The following is a 14,799-nucleotide window of genomic DNA, read 5'->3' as shown; positions in this document are numbered from 1 at the left end:
CGAGCTTCCTCCTTGATGCGAGGTACGAACGACTCGTTCGGGTGAGCGATCGTACGGGCGCGCTGTTTCAGATCGCCTTCATCCATTGAGCGGCACGTCCGGTTCGATTGCGTCGTGGGGCTGGGCGGCCAGCGTCTCCAGCAGGCTGGCCACCCGAGCCAAGGTCAACGGCAGCCGCCCGCACGAGGCGATGATCTCCGCCACGGCCTCTGGTTCGGCGCGGACCCGGTCCGCGCCGAGACGATGGGCCAACAACTGCCTCGCCTCCTCGACGGTCGGGCGATCCAGCCTGATCACCCGCGCGCCAAAGGCGACGACGATGCCCGTAAGCGGGCTTCGGGCGGTCACCACCGCAACGCAGCTGGGGGCACCGGGCAGCAGGGGCCGGACCTGGTCAACGTCGCGCGCATTGTCCAGCACCGTCAGCACACGCCTACCGGCCAGCACACTCCGGTAGAGCGCAGCCTGTCCTTCGACGCTGCTCGGACGGCAGCGCGCCGGCACCTGAAAGGAATCGAGTAGGATACCCATCGCCTCCGACGTCGACACTGGGCTTGACGGGTCGTCACCATGAAGATCGACGTACAGCTGGCCGTCCGGAAATCGATGAGCGGTCTGGTGGGCCCAGTGCACCGCGAGCACGGTCTTCCCGAGACCCTTGGTACCGTTGATCACGACGATCCGGGCGGGCCGCACCCCTTGACCGTGCTCATCGTCGAGCAGCTTGTCCAACGTCAGGACCTCGGCCGTCCGGCCGACGAATCTGTTGACGTCGGCGGGCAGCTGACGGGGCACGACCGGAAGCGTGTGCCCGGTACCAACCGACGGGCCATCGAGTGTACGTCCTAACAATTCTTGGTAGATCTGCTGCAGCTCGGGCCCTGGATCGACCCCGAGTTCCCGGACGATCCGCACCCGGATCATCTCGTAGTACTTGAGGGCCTCGATCGGCCGGTCACACCGGTCCAGCACCGCGAGCAGCCGCGCCCACAGCGACTCCCGCAACGGAAACCGCGCCGTCAACTCCTTTAGCTGAGGCAGCAGATCGGCACCGTGGCCCGCCGAGATCAGCCGATCGGCACGACGCTCGACCGCCGACAGGTAACGCTCGACCATCCGCGGAGCCTCGGTATCCTCCAGCCACGCCGATTGCACGCCCTGGAAAGGGAACTCGCGCCACAGCGCCACGGCCTGGTCCGTGAGCTCCGCTTCCCGCGCGGGGTCGACGGCCCGCGCAGCGGCGTCCAAGAGATGATTGAACCGGAGGGCGTCGACATCATCCGGGCTGACCCGCAACACATAGCCGGTGGGGTCGAACACGACCGACTCCGCGCCCAGTGCGGTGCGGAGCCGGGTCATGTAGGTCGACAAGGTCCGCCGGACATCAACAGGAAGGTTTTGCCCCCACACTGTCTTCGTAAGTTGATCGACGGTCACTGGTCGGCCCGCGGACAACGCCAGCGCCACGATGAGCGTTCGGAGTCTCCCGGTCGTCAGCTCCACCGTCCGCGCCCCGACGGTCACCTCGAGCGGTCCGAGTAATCGCACCTGAAGGCGGCTGTCTGGGGCCGGTCCATGATTGTTGGGCGATGTGGGCTTCCGACCGTCGCGATGGGACCGCATGAAAAAGTCTCCCCCGAGTCGATACGTGCGACAACGACCTCGCGGACCCCGCAACTCCAGATTTGCCAGTACGGTCCGCGTGATCTAATCTCGAAAGATTAGCTGCCTCACGTAACAGATGTCGCCCTCGGTCGACAAAATCGAGCCGGGCCGCATGACGATCCGGACACCGCGGTTCGAGTACTGGCGGTCCACTGCCACCCCTGAATGGATGGTGGCAGTGCGTCATAACTCGCCAGGCGGCCGGACACGCCCCTTGTTGTCGCGGGTCAGGCCCCGCCGAGGTCAGTACAGTGAGCGATCGTCGCATCGTCTGCCGCCACCAAGTGACGTGCCTCCGCCTGCCGGACACGATGGATGATTTCGGCGGGTCCGCTCGACGCCAGCGTCGTCATGACTCCTGGCCAGTCGAAGAGCCGGAACCGGTCCACGATACGGCTGGCTCCATTGCTGAACAGGACGGCACTGGTCAGCTCAGAAATCGGACAGCTTCCAGTGATCGCCTCGTCTGCCGCCCGCGGGTCGTCCTTGGCCACCCAGAAACCGCCCGGCTGGTTCCGGTTGGCCCGCAGGTCTTGGAGAATTCGATGATATTCGCCGCTACCCTCAGCGGCGGCCTCGAGCGCGTGCTCGTACGACCGACTGATGATCACTTCCCGAGGATCGGAGACGACGACCGGCGCACCGTCTACTCTGTCGAGCACGAGGACTGAGTCGCCGAGCACCAGGTACTCGATGAGGCCGTCGGACAGGCGCAGGATGGCCACGGTCGCCGATGGACTGATGGGGTTGGCCACGTCGCAGGTATCTCGGTGATCGTCCGTCGCCTGCTCGATGGCCTCGGCGAGCAGCGCCGAAAGGTTGCGGTCTCGCAAGCGTGTCAAGAGGCTGAGGAGGACGCCTCCCAAGCGGCTGGCGTACCAGGCCACGCCGTGACGGCAGATCGATTCGGTGCCAGCGATTCCGGCACCGTCGATCAACACCACCGCTTTCGGTACGGCGCCGGCGAAGTCCTCGTTGGCGTGGTCAGTCCGCGCCGCAGCGCTCGCCATGATCACCCGCATGCCCTACCGCCGATCTCCCGCCGATCAAGGCGTCGACATTATCAACTCAGAAGGCTTCGGGTGCATCCATACCCTGGTCCTTGGCCATCGCCGCGCCTGTGCCACCGTCCGCTGCGGATGGTGCACGAGCCAGCCTTCGACGGCGGGAAGACGGCTGGAGCAACTGGTCGGGAGAGGTCGCGATGAAGCCGCAGCGTCCGAGGATCTGGCGGCGCTTCACCGAGTCCTGCGAATCGGACATCCACACCCGGCAGTGAAGAGTTACGAACCGGCAACTTTTCCCATCTATCTCTGAGACAGTTGCGGCGCGGTTCGCGATGGATCATCTCGGCGCCTCACCTGGGTGTTGGTGAGACAAGAAGGGGACTGAGACATGCGAACTGTTCCTAACGGCGGGCACAACGAACCCGATGACCGGCACCTGCGCGACGCCGCCGTGCGCGAACTGCACGAGGAGGCCGGCATCCCGCCTAGTGCCGTCGTCCCCCTCTCCGGCTACGAGGACGTTCCCCTCGACATCGACGTGCACGCCATCGACGCGAACCCCTCGAAAGACGAACCGGCCCACCACCACGTGGACTTCCGCTGGGGCTTCCTCCTCGGCGCAGAACACGCGGTGACCCTCCAAGAAGAAGAGGTCGACGGTTACGAATGGCGACCGTTCACGAGCGCCGCTTCTCCCACCGTCCGCTCCAAGCTCGCCCTGCTCACCTGAAGGCCCGCCCCTACTCGACCATCAGGAGGACACCGTGGCCGCCACCACAGCCCAGCCGACCGGCACCACACCGCGCCGGCACATCGCCGTCATACCCTGCCGCTGGGGCGCTTCGCGCTTCCCCGGCAAACCACTGGCCCTTCTCGGCGACAAGCCGCTGCTCTGGCACGTCCACCAGCGCTGCCTGGAAGCCAAACGTCTCGACGGTGCCGTCGTGGCGACCGACGACGAACGCATCGAAGCCGCATGTCGCCAACTGGGCATCGAGTACATCCGGACCGGAGAGCACCTCACCGGCACCGATCGCGTCGCGGAGGTCGCCGAGCGCCTGCAAGCCGAGGCGTACATCAACGTGCAGGGCGACGAGCCGTTCATCTCGCCGACCGCCATCGACGCCATCTCCGAGGCCCTGGAGAACCTGCCGTCGAGCACGCTCGCCGTAAACGCCTACACCGAGCTGGTCGACATCGGCTCCGTCCTCGACCATAACGTCGTCAAGGTCGTCGTCGCGGCCCAGGGCGAGGCCCTGATGTTCTCGCGCCAGCCCATTCCCTACCCGAAGGGTGACCGACCGAAGTACCTCCGCCAACTGGGCCTCTACGGCTTCACCGGCCCAGCTCTCCAACGCTTCCGACAGCTCCAGCAGGGGCCCCTGGAGCGGGCCGAGGGAGTGGAGATGCTGCGCTTCGTCGAACACGGCCACGCCGTTCAGATGATCCCTGTCCTGGACGACGGTGTAGCAGTCGACACCCCGGACGACCTTGCGCGAGCCGCGAACCTCCTTGCCCAGCAGGCCGGGGGGCTCATCACGGGTGGTCGGTAAGGGCGGGCCGTCGATTCTTAACGCACCAATTCAGGACTGAGCGTCTCTCGCCCCAACGTGAGGAAACGCTCTTCCATCTCCTCGTACAATTCGATGGCCTCGCTTGCCCGTTGCTCGTCTCCTTGGCCGTCGTACAGATCCTCCACCTCGCGGCACCAGCGAGTCATGGCCGAGGCCAGGTTGTTCGCAGCACGGGCGACCTTGTCCGGGCCGTGCAGCCTCACGAGGCTTACAGCTTCGAGGGCGGTATCGACGGCCGGCCTGAACCCAGCGAGGCTGTCGGCAAGGTGGGGAGACCGCTGAACACCGGGAACTGCCTGAACCGCCACGTGGGCGGCGTAACCGATTCGATAGGTGCGGCTGCACTCATTGACGAGGTTTGAATAGGCGATCGATCTGCCTTCCCTCTCGGACTGACCGCGCTGCGTGCGCCGCTGTTCCGTACCACCGAGGCGGGTCGTGGCCAGCGTCCCCAGCACGCCACTGACCGCGCCCACGACAGTCCCGATTAACCCGACCACTGCACTGTCCATGGCCCCATTGAAGCCGAAGGAGGGCCGAGCATGCCCGGCCCTCCTTCAAATCGACAGGCACCTGGCCCGGCGGCCCGCCAGAGCGCAGTGCAGAGGAACCCAGCCGGTGGCGCTCCAGACGAACGACTTCGCCTTCGACGAAGTCCTCGTCGCCGAGGGGTGCCGGCGCTGCGTGCGAATCGAACTGCACGAGCCTGGGCCCGAGCAGCAGTCGGCCGCAGTGCTCGCCGCCGCTGACTACAAACCGGCCTTGGGGTTCACGTAGAGCAGCCGCCGCGTGGCAGGGGCCCGGCTGAGGATGGCCTCCTCGAAGTCCTCCTCCAGATCCTCCCATCGGGGGCGCGGCCGTTCCCAGAGGTAGAGGTCGATTTGCGGATGCGCCGCGTGAGCGAGGCGTGAGAGGGCGGGAGCTGTGATGCCGCCGAAGACGCACAACGCACCCCGATCTGCTTCGAGGTCGTGGAGCTTGCCGATGAACTCCTCGACCGTCGCGAGTCCTACCGACCTCTCATACCGCTTGCACTCGAAGACGATCTTGATCTGCGTCCCGGCCAGCTTTCCGGTCACCAAGACGTCGATCTGCCGCTCGATGCCGCTCAACCGCCCCTTGAGGCGTGCGTTGTGAGTGACCGTCGCCGCCGAGTCAAGGTCTGCCACCCGCCTGGTCACGACTTCCTCGAAGCCGCGCCAATCGGTGTGCCCGTCAGCGCCCGGGGCGCTCCTCAAGTACATGACACTGCCCATGCGTTGACTGTATCCCGTGGGTCTGACAACCCCAGTGGCCCAACTTATAAAGGAGTTGAGTTGTATTCAGAAAGGCGGTTGAGGTGTGCGGACCGAGGCGTGATCCCTTCGATAGGCGCGTGCTGCAACCGAAATGGACCTGACAAAGTCCAGTTAAATGCACCTGACAAAGCGAGGCAGTCGGAGTCCCGCCCCAGAGCTATTTGAAGATCACTTAAGGGTCGTCACCCAATTTCGATCTTGGTACTCACTTTGTGGCCTATCGCACCTAGGTGGCCTTCGCTACACATACCTCCCATGTGGATCAAGGCTTCCGGCTTGTAGGGTGAGGCGCAGACGGGTGTGCTGGCCAACCACCACGCACCCAAAACGCAAGCTCCTGGCTACCAGCGCCTCGTGTACGAGTATCGGGATTGAGCTGGCGGCGAATATCAGAGGAATCTCTAGGGAGCGACTATGCGTTGGCGTCGAGGCCCTTCACAGCGCGCCTTCGTGAAGGAATGCGAGAGACTGCTCGTGGGTCTCCCTATTCCCACCCCTTTCAGTGTTGAGGCCCTGGTGCGGAATATGGAAGTCTTGCTGGGCCGCCAGATTCGGCTTGTGCCACTGGACGACCCCGACGGAGGTCTCGGCGCAGCGTGCGGCCTTCGGGTAAAAGCGCCGGACTTCACGATTATTCTCTACCGCCGTCGTTCGAGTCGAAATCAAACCGAGCACATCATTCTCCATGAGCTTGTGCACGAATGGCTGGACCATGGGACTTGCTTGACGGCCGCCGAGATCGAGCGATACGTCCCTGAACGAATCCGCCAAGAAGTCCTCCGGCGTTTTCCGTCGACTTTGGTCCAAGGCCGAGTGGATTTTGATAGCCCCGAGGAAAAGCAAGCCGAGCTGTCGGCCTCGCTGATAAAGCGACTGGCGCGTCGCCAGTCGTTCACGGGAGATGACATGGTAAGCCTTCTAGAGAATTCCCTCGCTCACCCTGTGGCTCCTCCACGGCGTCGAGTGTAGCCGCGAGGGCTCGGCGAGCCCCTAGGTGAAATTCCGGCCTAGCGGCTCCCGATTCTCCTCGCATTCCCCCGGCAGTCCAGTCTGCACTCAACCGACCTTGCGGGTCGACAAAATGCAGCCCGCGTAGAGATCCACTGGTTCCGTGTTCGAATACTTTCAATACCTGACTGCGGCAGTCATGACCGTTATCGCCATCTGGCGATTTCCTGCGGTTCGGTATGGCGACTCTCACCGCCGGGCCCTCTGGGGCGGCTATGCGGGGTTTGCCGTAGCTCTATGCCTCTACACGCCAGCGGCAATGGATGCGGTCGACCGTATTCCTGTGGTGGACCTGAGCGCCCTGCTCAGGCACTTTGCCAGTACTGCAGCGATCATGGCCGCCCTGACCTACGTCGCCACCAGCTACGGAAAGAGCACGGCGGCGGTCGTGCCTCGGCACGTCGCGGTCTCACGCTGGATTGCCCGCGCATCATATAAGGCGGGGGCGGTAGGCGTAATTCTTCTTACGATCCTGTTCTTTACCGTGGTGGATCGCGAGAGGCCCAGCCAAAATTTCCTCATCGACCATGCGGGAGAATGGGGAGTCGCGGTCTACATGACCGTCTTCTACTTCTTCCCGCTCATCACGACCGCAGTTTGTGGCTACCAATGGACGAGGGCGGCGCGACAGGCCGAGAGCACAAGCATGCGCATCGGACTGGGGTTGATGGGAATTTCGATGTGGATGGGGCTGATTCATACAGTCGCCCGTATCGCCATCCTTTGGGTCGCAGTGGCCTTCCCTCTAAGTCCCTCCACAGTACAGTTTCTTGTGGACGCCACATCGATCTGGATGGACGTGCTCTTCCTGATCGTCGCCGCAGGGGCGAGTATTCCCACCACCCGTGCCGCGGTAGCCCGGTGGAAGACATGGCAAACCCTCTACAGGATTTATCCGCTCTGGTTTGACCTGGTGCAGGCTTTCCCTGGGACAAGCCTGTACCCACCTGGGCGGCGCATTGCGGAACTCGTGCATATAAGAGTCCCTATAGACGTCCGCCTGGACCGATGGACTCAAGATATTGCGGACGCTTGCGAGAAGCTGCGGCATTACGCTCCACGGAATCTGATGTTCGCTGCTGAGGACATTACCGCCTCGCACTCTGATTCTGAGCCGGCCGCAGAAGCGCAATGGATTAAGGCGGCACTCCTGGCTGCGGACACCACACCAGTCCTTCCGCATGCCGCCGCGCCTCTGAGAGATAAACCGTTCGTCGATACCGACAGCGAAGCGGCGTGGCTAGTGCGAGTTAGCACCGCTTACTCGCACATCACGACGGATCAAGCGCAGAGGCTTCTCCTGCACTCCACAGGAGTGGAATCCGAAGTGGATCGATAGCTGCGCTCGGGGTCTATCGGCATATTGATCTTGAGCGAGTGCCTTGTGAGTGAGATTCGGCACCCTCGACTGAGCGAACCGGGCTGGTACCGTGGGTTGAGCGGACTGATAGGCCCTGCTCCGCCCAGTAAATGATGAATGGACTTCGGCCTCGTGACGCACCGTGCTGTCGTCACCGTATGCAGGCGAGTCCGTGACGCTGTCCGGTCTGGATGGGCGTCCGAAATCTCAGCAATGGAGTTCCCGAATGTCCAACCGCACCGGCCTCATCCTCGATTTCGGAGGCGTGCTCACCACCCCCCTGCTGCCTGCTGTGCTCGCTTTCGAGCAGCGCGAGGGCCTTCCGCAGGGAGCCTGCCTCACGGCCCTGTACAAGGACGACGAAGGCGTCCGGATCACGAGCGATCTTGAGCGCGGAGCGGTTTCCCAGTCTGAGTGGAACGACTTCGCCGGCAAGATGCTGGGCGTGTCCCCCGACAACCTGATGGGTCGCATCTTCGGTGACCTCCGCCCTGAGCCGCTGCTGATCAACGCGGCTGCGGCGGCGAGGCGGGCCGGGATCAAGGTGGGCATCCTGTCGAACAGTGTTGGACTGGCCCCGTGGGACCTGTATCAGGGCTACGAGCTGGAGACGCTGTACGACGTCGTGGTGATCTCCGAGCAGCACCTGATGCGCAAGCCTGACCCGAGCCTCTTCGAGGTCACGCTCAAGCTCATGGATCTGCCCGCTGAGCAGTGCATCTTCGTCGATGACACCGAAGCGTACGTTCAGGCAGCGGAGCAGCTCGGCCTCGCCGGGGTGCACAACAAGGACCCCAAGCAGACGGTCGCCGCTCTCTCCGAGCTGCTTGGCGTGGATCTCGCCGCGTCGTAGCCCGGACTCGGCCGAGCGCAAACCTGTCCTCTGCGAAGAGGACCGCGAAGGGACTACGGCGTCGCCCCATCATGGGGCGACGCCGTAGTCCCTTCGCTATGTCGGCTCCTACTTAGCTGTGGCGTAGCTTGAGCGGACCTGCCACGCTCGGACGGCGGGCCGCAGCAGACGTGCAGCCTGCCGAGCAGAGAACGTCCGGGCTGCGCGAGCTCGCGGGTGCCGTCAATCCCCGTCCGGCACCTCTGGCAGCTTGTGCTTCAGCTCCCCGACGAGGTCGTTGATGTTGGCAATCATCTCGGCCGACAGGCCCCCACCGTTGCCGCGGGCAGCCAGGCCAAGGATCTGTCCTCGGTGAATCGAGCCGAGGAAGCGGATCGCTTCCAGGAGTTCGCGGGCCGCAGGGTTGACCTCGGCATCGTCCTGGAAGAGGGCGGCGTCGACCTGAAGCGCATCGGCTAGGCCGGCGCGTACTACGTCGGAAGCCTCGGTTGCTGCACCCGTGCGAAGGGCGACGATGTCGTCCGTGGTGACGGCTGTCCCGCCTGCGTGGGCATTGACGGCCCGCGCGATTTCCTCGTCAGAGGGTGCCTCTTGGCTCACGTACCCGTGCTCCAGGAGATAGTTGATCTTTTCTCCGATAGTGCGGGGCGCGGATACCTGGTCGTCACGCGAGGTCCTGGGGCGGTGTCCGAACGAGCAGTCCTGAGCGGCCAGCAACTCTGCTTCGGTCACCCCGTACGCCGCTGCGAGCGGCTGCACGTAGGCGTCGGCGAGTCTGCGCCGACCGGATTCGGCGTTGCTGACTGGTGTGCGGCTCGTGCCGATGATCGCAGCAGCTTGCGCCACGCTGAGGCCGGCGTCGCACCGCAGGAGCTGCAGGTCCGGCGGACCGTCGTGGGGGAAGAGGACATCCAGCGGCTGCCCGAGCGCCGCTGCAATCGCGGGGAGCTTCTCGCCTTTGGGGAAATCCTGACTGCTCTCCCACCGCGCGACAGCGGGGCCGGTGACGCCTACCTCGGCCCCCAACTCCTTCTGGCCAAGGTCCTTGCCCCGCCGGACAGCGCGCACGCGACTGCCGTCGAACTGACGTGGGGGCACATGAACTCCTGCGGCGTGGCGGTCGGGCTGGTTGGGGCGGTGTCTGGGACAACTGTAATCCAGGCTTGATACATCCGCACAACTAACGTACGTTCCTGTATCGCACCTGTTGATCGGCCCCGACCTCAAGTGTGCCAGCCCCTGGGAGAGCCCTATGCATGTTGCGTTGTCGCGGTCACTCGCGCAACGCCCCGACGCATTCGGTACCCAGTCGTTGCCGACCGGATGCGGGGGGCGCCTGCCCAAATACCGGCCGTCGCCAGCCCTGTGCGATGGGTTAAAAACAGGGATGGACTTGTCCGCGGGTGTCTACGTATGTTCGTCGTCCCCCCGCCGGGCAGCGACCCGGGGAGGGGCGAAACGAGCAGGTGGAAGGCAAGGAGGAGGTGGTGGTGCGAATGCGAGCGCACGGTCCGTGACGTAGCGCAACAGAGAAAACCGGCGCCCGGGAGCTACTAACTCCCAAGCGCCGGGCCGGCACCCCGAGGGGCGCCATTCACATCTCGCGGGCGGCGGGGCTTTTGCACGAGAACCGCCGCACCGCGCTCCTACGAACAACGGAGTATCGCATGCTCGCCATGCCGAGCGGAACCCCGGCTTGCCCGGACACCGACCGCCACTGCCGCCTTGCCGCCCAGCTCGCCGACATGATTCCGGGCGCGGCCACCATCCGGGTCAGCCTCAACGACCCGAAGGAGGCGTGGCCCCACCCGCACGCCATCGTCAAGGACGCGGCCGGGGAAACCCTGGAGCTGGGGCGGACGACCGCTAGGGTCGCAGCCCGCTGGATCCTGCGGGTCTGGCCGGAGGCGGACTGGACACGGCCGCACACCTTCGACCTTGCCTCCGCGACCCTCACCCGCAGCGACCTGATCGCCGCCGGTCGGGGCCGCTGACATGGCGCGGATACGAACCATCAAGCCGGAGGCGTTCGTCTCCGAGTCGCTCGCCGAAGTGAGCGTCGAGGCAGAGCGCACCTTCTTCGGCCTGCTCACCCAGGCCGACGACCACGGCCGCCACCGCGACAACGCCGCGATCATCGCCGGGCTGCTCTGGCCCCTGCGCGCCGAGCACACCTCGGTCCACGTCGAAGACGACCTCCACCAGCTCGCGACCGCTGGCCTGATCTGCCGGTACACCGGCTGTGACGGCCGCCGCTACCTCCACATCGTGACCTGGTCCGCGCACCAGAAGATCGACAAGCCGAGCCAGTCCCGACTGCCCACCTGCCCGCAGCACCACGGTGCCGACCGGTGCGCGCCCTGCAAGGGGACCTGCACCAAGCGGGCCGAGGAGTCGCCCACCCCTACGCGAGGGCTCGCCGAGGCTTCGCCGTACGCTCCCCGAGCCCTCGATCTGCCCGCGCAGCCCCTCGTGACACCTCACACCAACGCCGACCGGGCTCCCACCATCCAGCAGGACGCCTTCGACGACATGGTCGGCACTCCTAGCCCCCCTGACTCCAAAAGCGCAGGTCAGGCGGCATTCTCCGAGGCTTCCCCGAACCTTCCCCGAAACCTCGGAGAGGGCTCGGCGCCTGGATCTAGGATCTTGGATCCTGGATCTTCTATCCCTACGGGGCGCACAGCGCCCGCAGCCACCGTCTCAGCCAACCAGCTCGTCGGCGAGTACATCGCTGCCTGCGACGAGCGTCCGCCCAGCGACGTGATCGGGCACCTCGGGCGGATCGCCAAGAAGCTCCTGGGCGAGGGCATCGCCCCGGAGCACATCCGGGCCGGACTGCAGAACTTCGCAGCCAACCCCAAGCACCCGAGCGTCCTGACCAGCATGGTCAACGAGGCCATGAACGCACGCTCGGGCGGTTTGGCGCGGCCGGGAATCCGGCCTAACGTGCCCGCTCACCAGGCGTGGACCAACCCGGCCAACGCTGCCGCCGCCTACGCCGAGGAGCTGTGATGCGCACCCGTACCCGCGAACCGCAGACCATCGGCAGCGAGGGCACCCTGGACCGGATGGCCCGGATCCTGGCCGCGCGCAACATCGACCCGGCCGCCGTCGCCGCAGTGGTCGACGAGCCCGAGCCGTTCTCTCCGCTGGATGCCCTGCTGGCGGGGATGCCGCCGCGCTACCAGGCCGCTGTCGCCGACCACCCCCAGGTCCTGGCCTGGGCCCGAGACGTCGCCGAGGCAGCCATCGCCCCCAGCGTGGGAGCCCGGCGACAGGTCACCACCGGCCCCAGCCTGCTGATGGCCGGAGTCGTCGGAGCGGGCAAGACGCACCAGGCGTACGGGGCGGTCAGGCGACTGGTACAGAGCGGAGTCGGCGTGCGCTGGCGCGCGACCACCGCCGCCGACCTGTACGCCGACCTGCGGCCCCGGCCCGGGGTGGACAGCGAGCGGGAGCTGGCGGCCGTCAGCCGCTGCCCGCTCCTGATCATCGACGACCTCGGCGCGGCCAAGGCCAGCGAGTGGGTCGAGGAAGTGACATACCGGCTGATCAACCGCCGGTACAACTACGAACTCCCGACCCTGATCACCACCAACCTGGCGATCAAAGACCTCCGGGCCTACGTCGGTGACCGCATCGCCTCCCGCCTTGCGCAGATGACCACTCGGGTCGAGTTCGAGCCGGTCGACCGCAGACGCCACCGCGCCGCAGCCTGATCCGCCGCAGGCCGCCCCGCCGGGCCGCGCCCTCCGCGCGCCGCCCCATGCACCTCCCGACCCAGCGCACCTCTCCGCCGACGCCCCTGCGCGTGGAGAGCGATCGGAGCAACCCGCATGACCACCACGACGATCAGCCCTGCCCGCCACCGTTCGCTCGGCGACCAGACCTGGCAGGACCAGGCCGTCTGCCAGAGCACCGAGTACAACCCGGTGGACCCCGAAATCTTCTTCCCGGAGCCCGACGAGACCGACAAGATCACCGCCGCGAAGTCGTTGTGCGGCCAGTGCCCGGTCCGCCGCACCTGCCTGGACGCGGCCCTGGAGAGCGGCGACACCGACGGCATCCGGGGCGGACTCACAGAGGAGGAGCGCGGGCCGCTGCACGAAAAGCTCGCCAACCGCCTCGACTACAGCCGCGTCAACGCCACCGTCGCCGGACGGGATGTCCACCTCACCAAGGCGGAGCGCCGCGCGGTCGTCCATGCCGCCTACCGCCACGGGGTGACCGAGCAGCGCCTGGCCTGGCTCCTGAAGATCACCGAGGAGCACGCTCAGAAGCTCTACCGCGAGACCCGCCGCGCCCTGCGCAACCGAGACCTGGAGCAGACCACGAAGACCACCCCGCCCCCCGAGACCGACGGCGAGCGCTTGGGCCGCGACGACTTCGGGACGGCGGCGTGAGCACCGCGAGCGCGCCGAAGACGGCGCACATCACCGGCTGGGACCGCGCGGTGGTCATCGCCCTGGGCGGCGCGGGGTGCGCCCTGTCGTACGACGCCCTCCAGCAGATGGCCGTCGCCATCCACGTCCGCGGTTTCCTGACCTACCTCTTCCCCCTGGTGATCGACGGCTTCATCGCCTACGGCATCCGTGCCCTGCTGGTCCTGCGCGACGCGCCGCTGCGCGCCCGGCTCTACGTCTGGGCCCTCTTCGGCACGGCCACCGCCGCCAGCATCTCGGCCAACGCCCTCCACGCGGTCCGGCTCAACGACGAAGGGGTCGCCGGCACCGGCCTCCGGCTCGGGGACACGGTGGTCGCCGTACTGTCCACCATCGCCCCCCTCGCGCTGGCCGGAGCGGTCCACCTCTACATCCTGATCGCCCGGGGCCCGGTCAAGGAGGGTGACCGGGAGGACCTCGGTCAGGCCGGTCACCTCGGTCAGGCTGACCGGCCCGAGGGCATCGCGGTCACCCGGGCTGACCGGGTCGGTCAGCAGCAGCCGCAGCCCGGTCAGGTCAGCGCCGGGCAGCCGGTCACTGCCCTGACTGACCGGCCCCGATCGTCCCTGAACAAGCAGGCCCCGAGTCCTCGGTCACTGACCGGGGACAGTGCCCCGACGGACAGCAGCCCGGTCACCGGTGACCGTGAGCAGCCGCAGAAGGCCCTTGACCTGCCCGGACAGCCGGACACCGCGCCTCCGGTCACTGACCGCGCGGTCGGCACCGAGCCGGTCACCGGCAATCAGGACAGCCACGCGCCGGACACCGACCGGCCGGTCACCTCGCCGGTCACTGACCGGGACACCCGGACAGCCACTGACCGACGGAGTGACCCGGACACCGAGGAGCTGCTGAAAATCGCCCGGTCAGCGGTCAGGGCCGAGGACAAGCTGACCCGCAAGGTGGTCGCCCAGGCGATCCGAGGTCAGCAGATCCCGCTGTCCAGCGACACCCTGACCGCCCTGATGGCCCAGCTCCGCGCCCAGCACGGACAGCCGGTCACCTCCGGCCGGAACTGACAGGACAGCACGAGGCGGGTGACCGAGCCGGACACCACGGCCGGTCACCCGCCCTCGGACCCGTGCCCCACATCCTTCCGAAGCGAAGCGGAGAGCAACCCATGCGCACCCACCCGGCCACACCCGCTGAGGTCAACTCCTGGCTGACCGTCCTGCACCAGCGCGGCCACCTGCACCGCGCCCAATCCGGCCCCGACAACACCTGGATCGTGCAACGGGCCCGGGAAAGTCGCCCCTGGACCCTCCACCACCCGGTCCTGGCCATGGACTGGATCGAGGAACTCGTCCGCGAACTGCGGCAGGAAAACCCGGAGACACGTCGGTGACCGCCAACGATCCGGTGGTTACCACCGCCGGACAGCAGCGTGACCCCACGACGGCTCCTGGCGGAGCAAGTTGTCGCGTACGACGGTCCTACGGCCCGTCGTACGCACTTGCCCCCGCCCAGGGGGGCGGGGGAAGTCCGGTTGGTTCCCGAGCGAGGGCGCTCGGGAACCAACCGGACGTGCGGCCCCACGGGGGGCCCCGCCCCGGGGGGGAAACAAAAACCCCCACCCCCCCACAGCCACC

General features: G+C 66.4%; 17 protein-coding genes. 11 read left to right on the top strand and 6 right to left on the bottom strand.

Features of this window, described 5'->3' with window-relative positions; translation table 11 throughout:
- Positions 1 to 78: 78 nt before the first annotated feature.
- Together ACIOMQ_RS05580 and ACIOMQ_RS05575 are read right to left on the bottom strand one after the other, a co-directional pair.
- The gene (locus ACIOMQ_RS05580) at positions 79 to 1,503 is read right to left on the bottom strand and encodes a BTAD domain-containing putative transcriptional regulator (protein ID WP_402187972.1); all 1,425 of its coding nucleotides are present in this window, start codon (positions 1,501 to 1,503) and stop codon (positions 79 to 81) included.
- 389 nt (positions 1,504 to 1,892) lie between these two features.
- The gene (locus tag ACIOMQ_RS05575) at positions 1,893 to 2,687 is read right to left on the bottom strand and encodes an integrase (RefSeq protein ID WP_402187970.1); all 795 of its coding nucleotides are present in this window, start codon (positions 2,685 to 2,687) and stop codon (positions 1,893 to 1,895) included.
- A 373-nt stretch (positions 2,688 to 3,060) separates the two neighbouring features.
- On the opposite strand from ACIOMQ_RS05575, the gene ACIOMQ_RS05570 reads away from it, so the two are divergent.
- Positions 3,061 to 3,402 carry an NUDIX domain-containing protein gene (locus tag ACIOMQ_RS05570; protein WP_402187968.1) on the top strand — a complete coding sequence of 114 codons (342 nt, stop codon included), beginning with the start codon at positions 3,061 to 3,063 and terminating at the stop codon, positions 3,400 to 3,402.
- A 34-nt stretch (positions 3,403 to 3,436) separates the two neighbouring features.
- Positions 3,437 to 4,225 carry a 3-deoxy-manno-octulosonate cytidylyltransferase gene (locus tag ACIOMQ_RS05565; RefSeq protein ID WP_402187966.1) on the top strand — a complete coding sequence of 263 codons (789 nt, stop codon included), beginning with the start codon at positions 3,437 to 3,439 and terminating at the stop codon, positions 4,223 to 4,225.
- A 17-nt stretch (positions 4,226 to 4,242) separates the two neighbouring features.
- Here the strand turns inward: ACIOMQ_RS05565 and ACIOMQ_RS05560 are convergent, their stop codons facing one another.
- Positions 4,243 to 4,758, bottom strand: coding sequence for a hypothetical protein (locus tag ACIOMQ_RS05560; RefSeq protein WP_402187964.1), 516 nt, complete (start codon positions 4,756 to 4,758; stop codon positions 4,243 to 4,245).
- A 106-nt stretch (positions 4,759 to 4,864) separates the two neighbouring features.
- Here ACIOMQ_RS05560 and ACIOMQ_RS05555 point away from each other — a divergent pair, with 106 nt between their 5' ends.
- Positions 4,865 to 5,023: a hypothetical protein gene (locus ACIOMQ_RS05555; RefSeq protein WP_266805240.1), complete on the top strand. Its 159-nt coding sequence runs from the start codon at positions 4,865 to 4,867 to the stop codon at positions 5,021 to 5,023.
- Here ACIOMQ_RS05555 and ACIOMQ_RS05550 read toward each other — a convergent pair.
- Together ACIOMQ_RS05550 and ACIOMQ_RS05545 are read right to left on the bottom strand one after the other, a co-directional pair.
- Positions 4,996 to 5,502: a restriction endonuclease gene (locus tag ACIOMQ_RS05550; RefSeq protein WP_277438834.1), complete on the bottom strand. Its 507-nt coding sequence runs from the start codon at positions 5,500 to 5,502 to the stop codon at positions 4,996 to 4,998. The two genes, ACIOMQ_RS05555 and ACIOMQ_RS05550, sit on opposite strands and share 28 nt — an antisense overlap.
- A 477-nt stretch (positions 5,503 to 5,979) precedes the next feature.
- Complete coding sequence (locus tag ACIOMQ_RS05545; protein ID WP_266805244.1) at positions 5,980 to 6,315, bottom strand: hypothetical protein; 336 nt, start codon at positions 6,313 to 6,315, stop codon at positions 5,980 to 5,982.
- A 340-nt stretch (positions 6,316 to 6,655) separates the two neighbouring features.
- On the opposite strand from ACIOMQ_RS05545, the gene ACIOMQ_RS05540 reads away from it, so the two are divergent.
- A complete protein-coding gene (locus ACIOMQ_RS05540; RefSeq protein ID WP_266805245.1) occupies positions 6,656 to 7,891 on the top strand; it encodes an MAB_1171c family putative transporter in 1,236 nt (411 codons plus the stop codon).
- Between the two features lie 247 nt (positions 7,892 to 8,138).
- A complete protein-coding gene (locus ACIOMQ_RS05535) occupies positions 8,139 to 8,765 on the top strand; it encodes an HAD-IA family hydrolase (RefSeq protein ID WP_266805247.1) in 627 nt (208 codons plus the stop codon).
- Positions 8,766 to 8,987: 222 nt separating this feature from the next.
- Here the strand turns inward: ACIOMQ_RS05535 and ACIOMQ_RS05530 are convergent, their stop codons facing one another.
- On the bottom strand, positions 8,988 to 9,863 hold the full coding sequence (locus ACIOMQ_RS05530) for a helix-turn-helix domain-containing protein (RefSeq protein ID WP_402187960.1): 876 nt from the start codon (positions 9,861 to 9,863) through the stop codon (positions 8,988 to 8,990).
- Between the two features lie 569 nt (positions 9,864 to 10,432).
- Between ACIOMQ_RS05530 and ACIOMQ_RS05525 the strand changes: the two genes are divergently transcribed.
- From ACIOMQ_RS05525 to ACIOMQ_RS05500, 6 genes are all read left to right on the top strand, one after another.
- On the top strand, positions 10,433 to 10,759 hold the full coding sequence (locus ACIOMQ_RS05525) for a transcriptional regulator (protein WP_266805251.1): 327 nt from the start codon (positions 10,433 to 10,435) through the stop codon (positions 10,757 to 10,759).
- A 1-nt stretch (position 10,760) separates the two neighbouring features.
- Positions 10,761 to 11,780 (top strand): hypothetical protein, encoded by a 1,020-nt coding sequence (locus ACIOMQ_RS05520; protein WP_277438830.1) that lies wholly within the window; start codon positions 10,761 to 10,763, stop codon positions 11,778 to 11,780.
- Entirely contained in the window at positions 11,780 to 12,487 is a 708-nt protein-coding gene (locus ACIOMQ_RS05515; RefSeq protein WP_277438829.1) for an ATP-binding protein, read from the top strand. Before ACIOMQ_RS05520 ends, ACIOMQ_RS05515 begins: the two co-directional genes overlap by 1 nt.
- A gap of 117 nt (positions 12,488 to 12,604) precedes the next feature.
- On the top strand, positions 12,605 to 13,171 hold the full coding sequence (locus ACIOMQ_RS05510; RefSeq protein WP_266805257.1) for a WhiB family transcriptional regulator: 567 nt from the start codon (positions 12,605 to 12,607) through the stop codon (positions 13,169 to 13,171).
- Positions 13,168 to 14,229, top strand: a complete 1,062-nt coding sequence (locus ACIOMQ_RS05505) for a DUF2637 domain-containing protein (protein ID WP_402187956.1) — start codon at positions 13,168 to 13,170, stop codon at positions 14,227 to 14,229. The genes ACIOMQ_RS05510 and ACIOMQ_RS05505 overlap by 4 nt, the downstream gene beginning before the upstream one ends.
- A gap of 101 nt (positions 14,230 to 14,330) precedes the next feature.
- Complete coding sequence (locus ACIOMQ_RS05500; protein ID WP_266805261.1) at positions 14,331 to 14,555, top strand: hypothetical protein; 225 nt, start codon at positions 14,331 to 14,333, stop codon at positions 14,553 to 14,555.
- Positions 14,556 to 14,799: the final 244 nt, after the last annotated feature.

Source organism: Streptomyces sp. NPDC087845, assembly GCF_044742755.1.
Classification (GTDB): Bacteria; Actinomycetota; Actinomycetes; order Streptomycetales; family Streptomycetaceae; genus Streptomyces.
Note: the sequence above shows the minus strand (reverse complement) of the source record. Positions and strands in the feature narration are given on the sequence as shown.

Bases quoted from the DNA above. Each gene is read 5' to 3' on its own strand.
- ACIOMQ_RS05575 (WP_402187970.1), bottom strand. From the start codon at position 2,687: ATGCGGGTGATCATGGCGAGCGCTGCGGCGCGGACTGACCACGCCAAC.
- ACIOMQ_RS05570 (WP_402187968.1), top strand. From the start codon at position 3,061: ATGCGAACTGTTCCTAACGGCGGGCACAACGAACCCGATGACCGGCAC.
- ACIOMQ_RS05560 (WP_402187964.1), bottom strand. From the start codon at position 4,758: ATGGACAGTGCAGTGGTCGGGTTAATCGGGACTGTCGTGGGCGCGGTC.
- ACIOMQ_RS05550 (WP_277438834.1), bottom strand. From the start codon at position 5,502: ATGGGCAGTGTCATGTACTTGAGGAGCGCCCCGGGCGCTGACGGGCAC.
- ACIOMQ_RS05535 (WP_266805247.1), top strand. From the start codon at position 8,139: ATGTCCAACCGCACCGGCCTCATCCTCGATTTCGGAGGCGTGCTCACC.
- ACIOMQ_RS05525 (WP_266805251.1), top strand. From the start codon at position 10,433: ATGCTCGCCATGCCGAGCGGAACCCCGGCTTGCCCGGACACCGACCGC.
- ACIOMQ_RS05520 (WP_277438830.1), top strand. From the start codon at position 10,761: ATGGCGCGGATACGAACCATCAAGCCGGAGGCGTTCGTCTCCGAGTCG.
- ACIOMQ_RS05515 (WP_277438829.1), top strand. From the start codon at position 11,780: ATGCGCACCCGTACCCGCGAACCGCAGACCATCGGCAGCGAGGGCACC.
- ACIOMQ_RS05510 (WP_266805257.1), top strand. From the start codon at position 12,605: ATGACCACCACGACGATCAGCCCTGCCCGCCACCGTTCGCTCGGCGAC.
- ACIOMQ_RS05500 (WP_266805261.1), top strand. From the start codon at position 14,331: ATGCGCACCCACCCGGCCACACCCGCTGAGGTCAACTCCTGGCTGACC.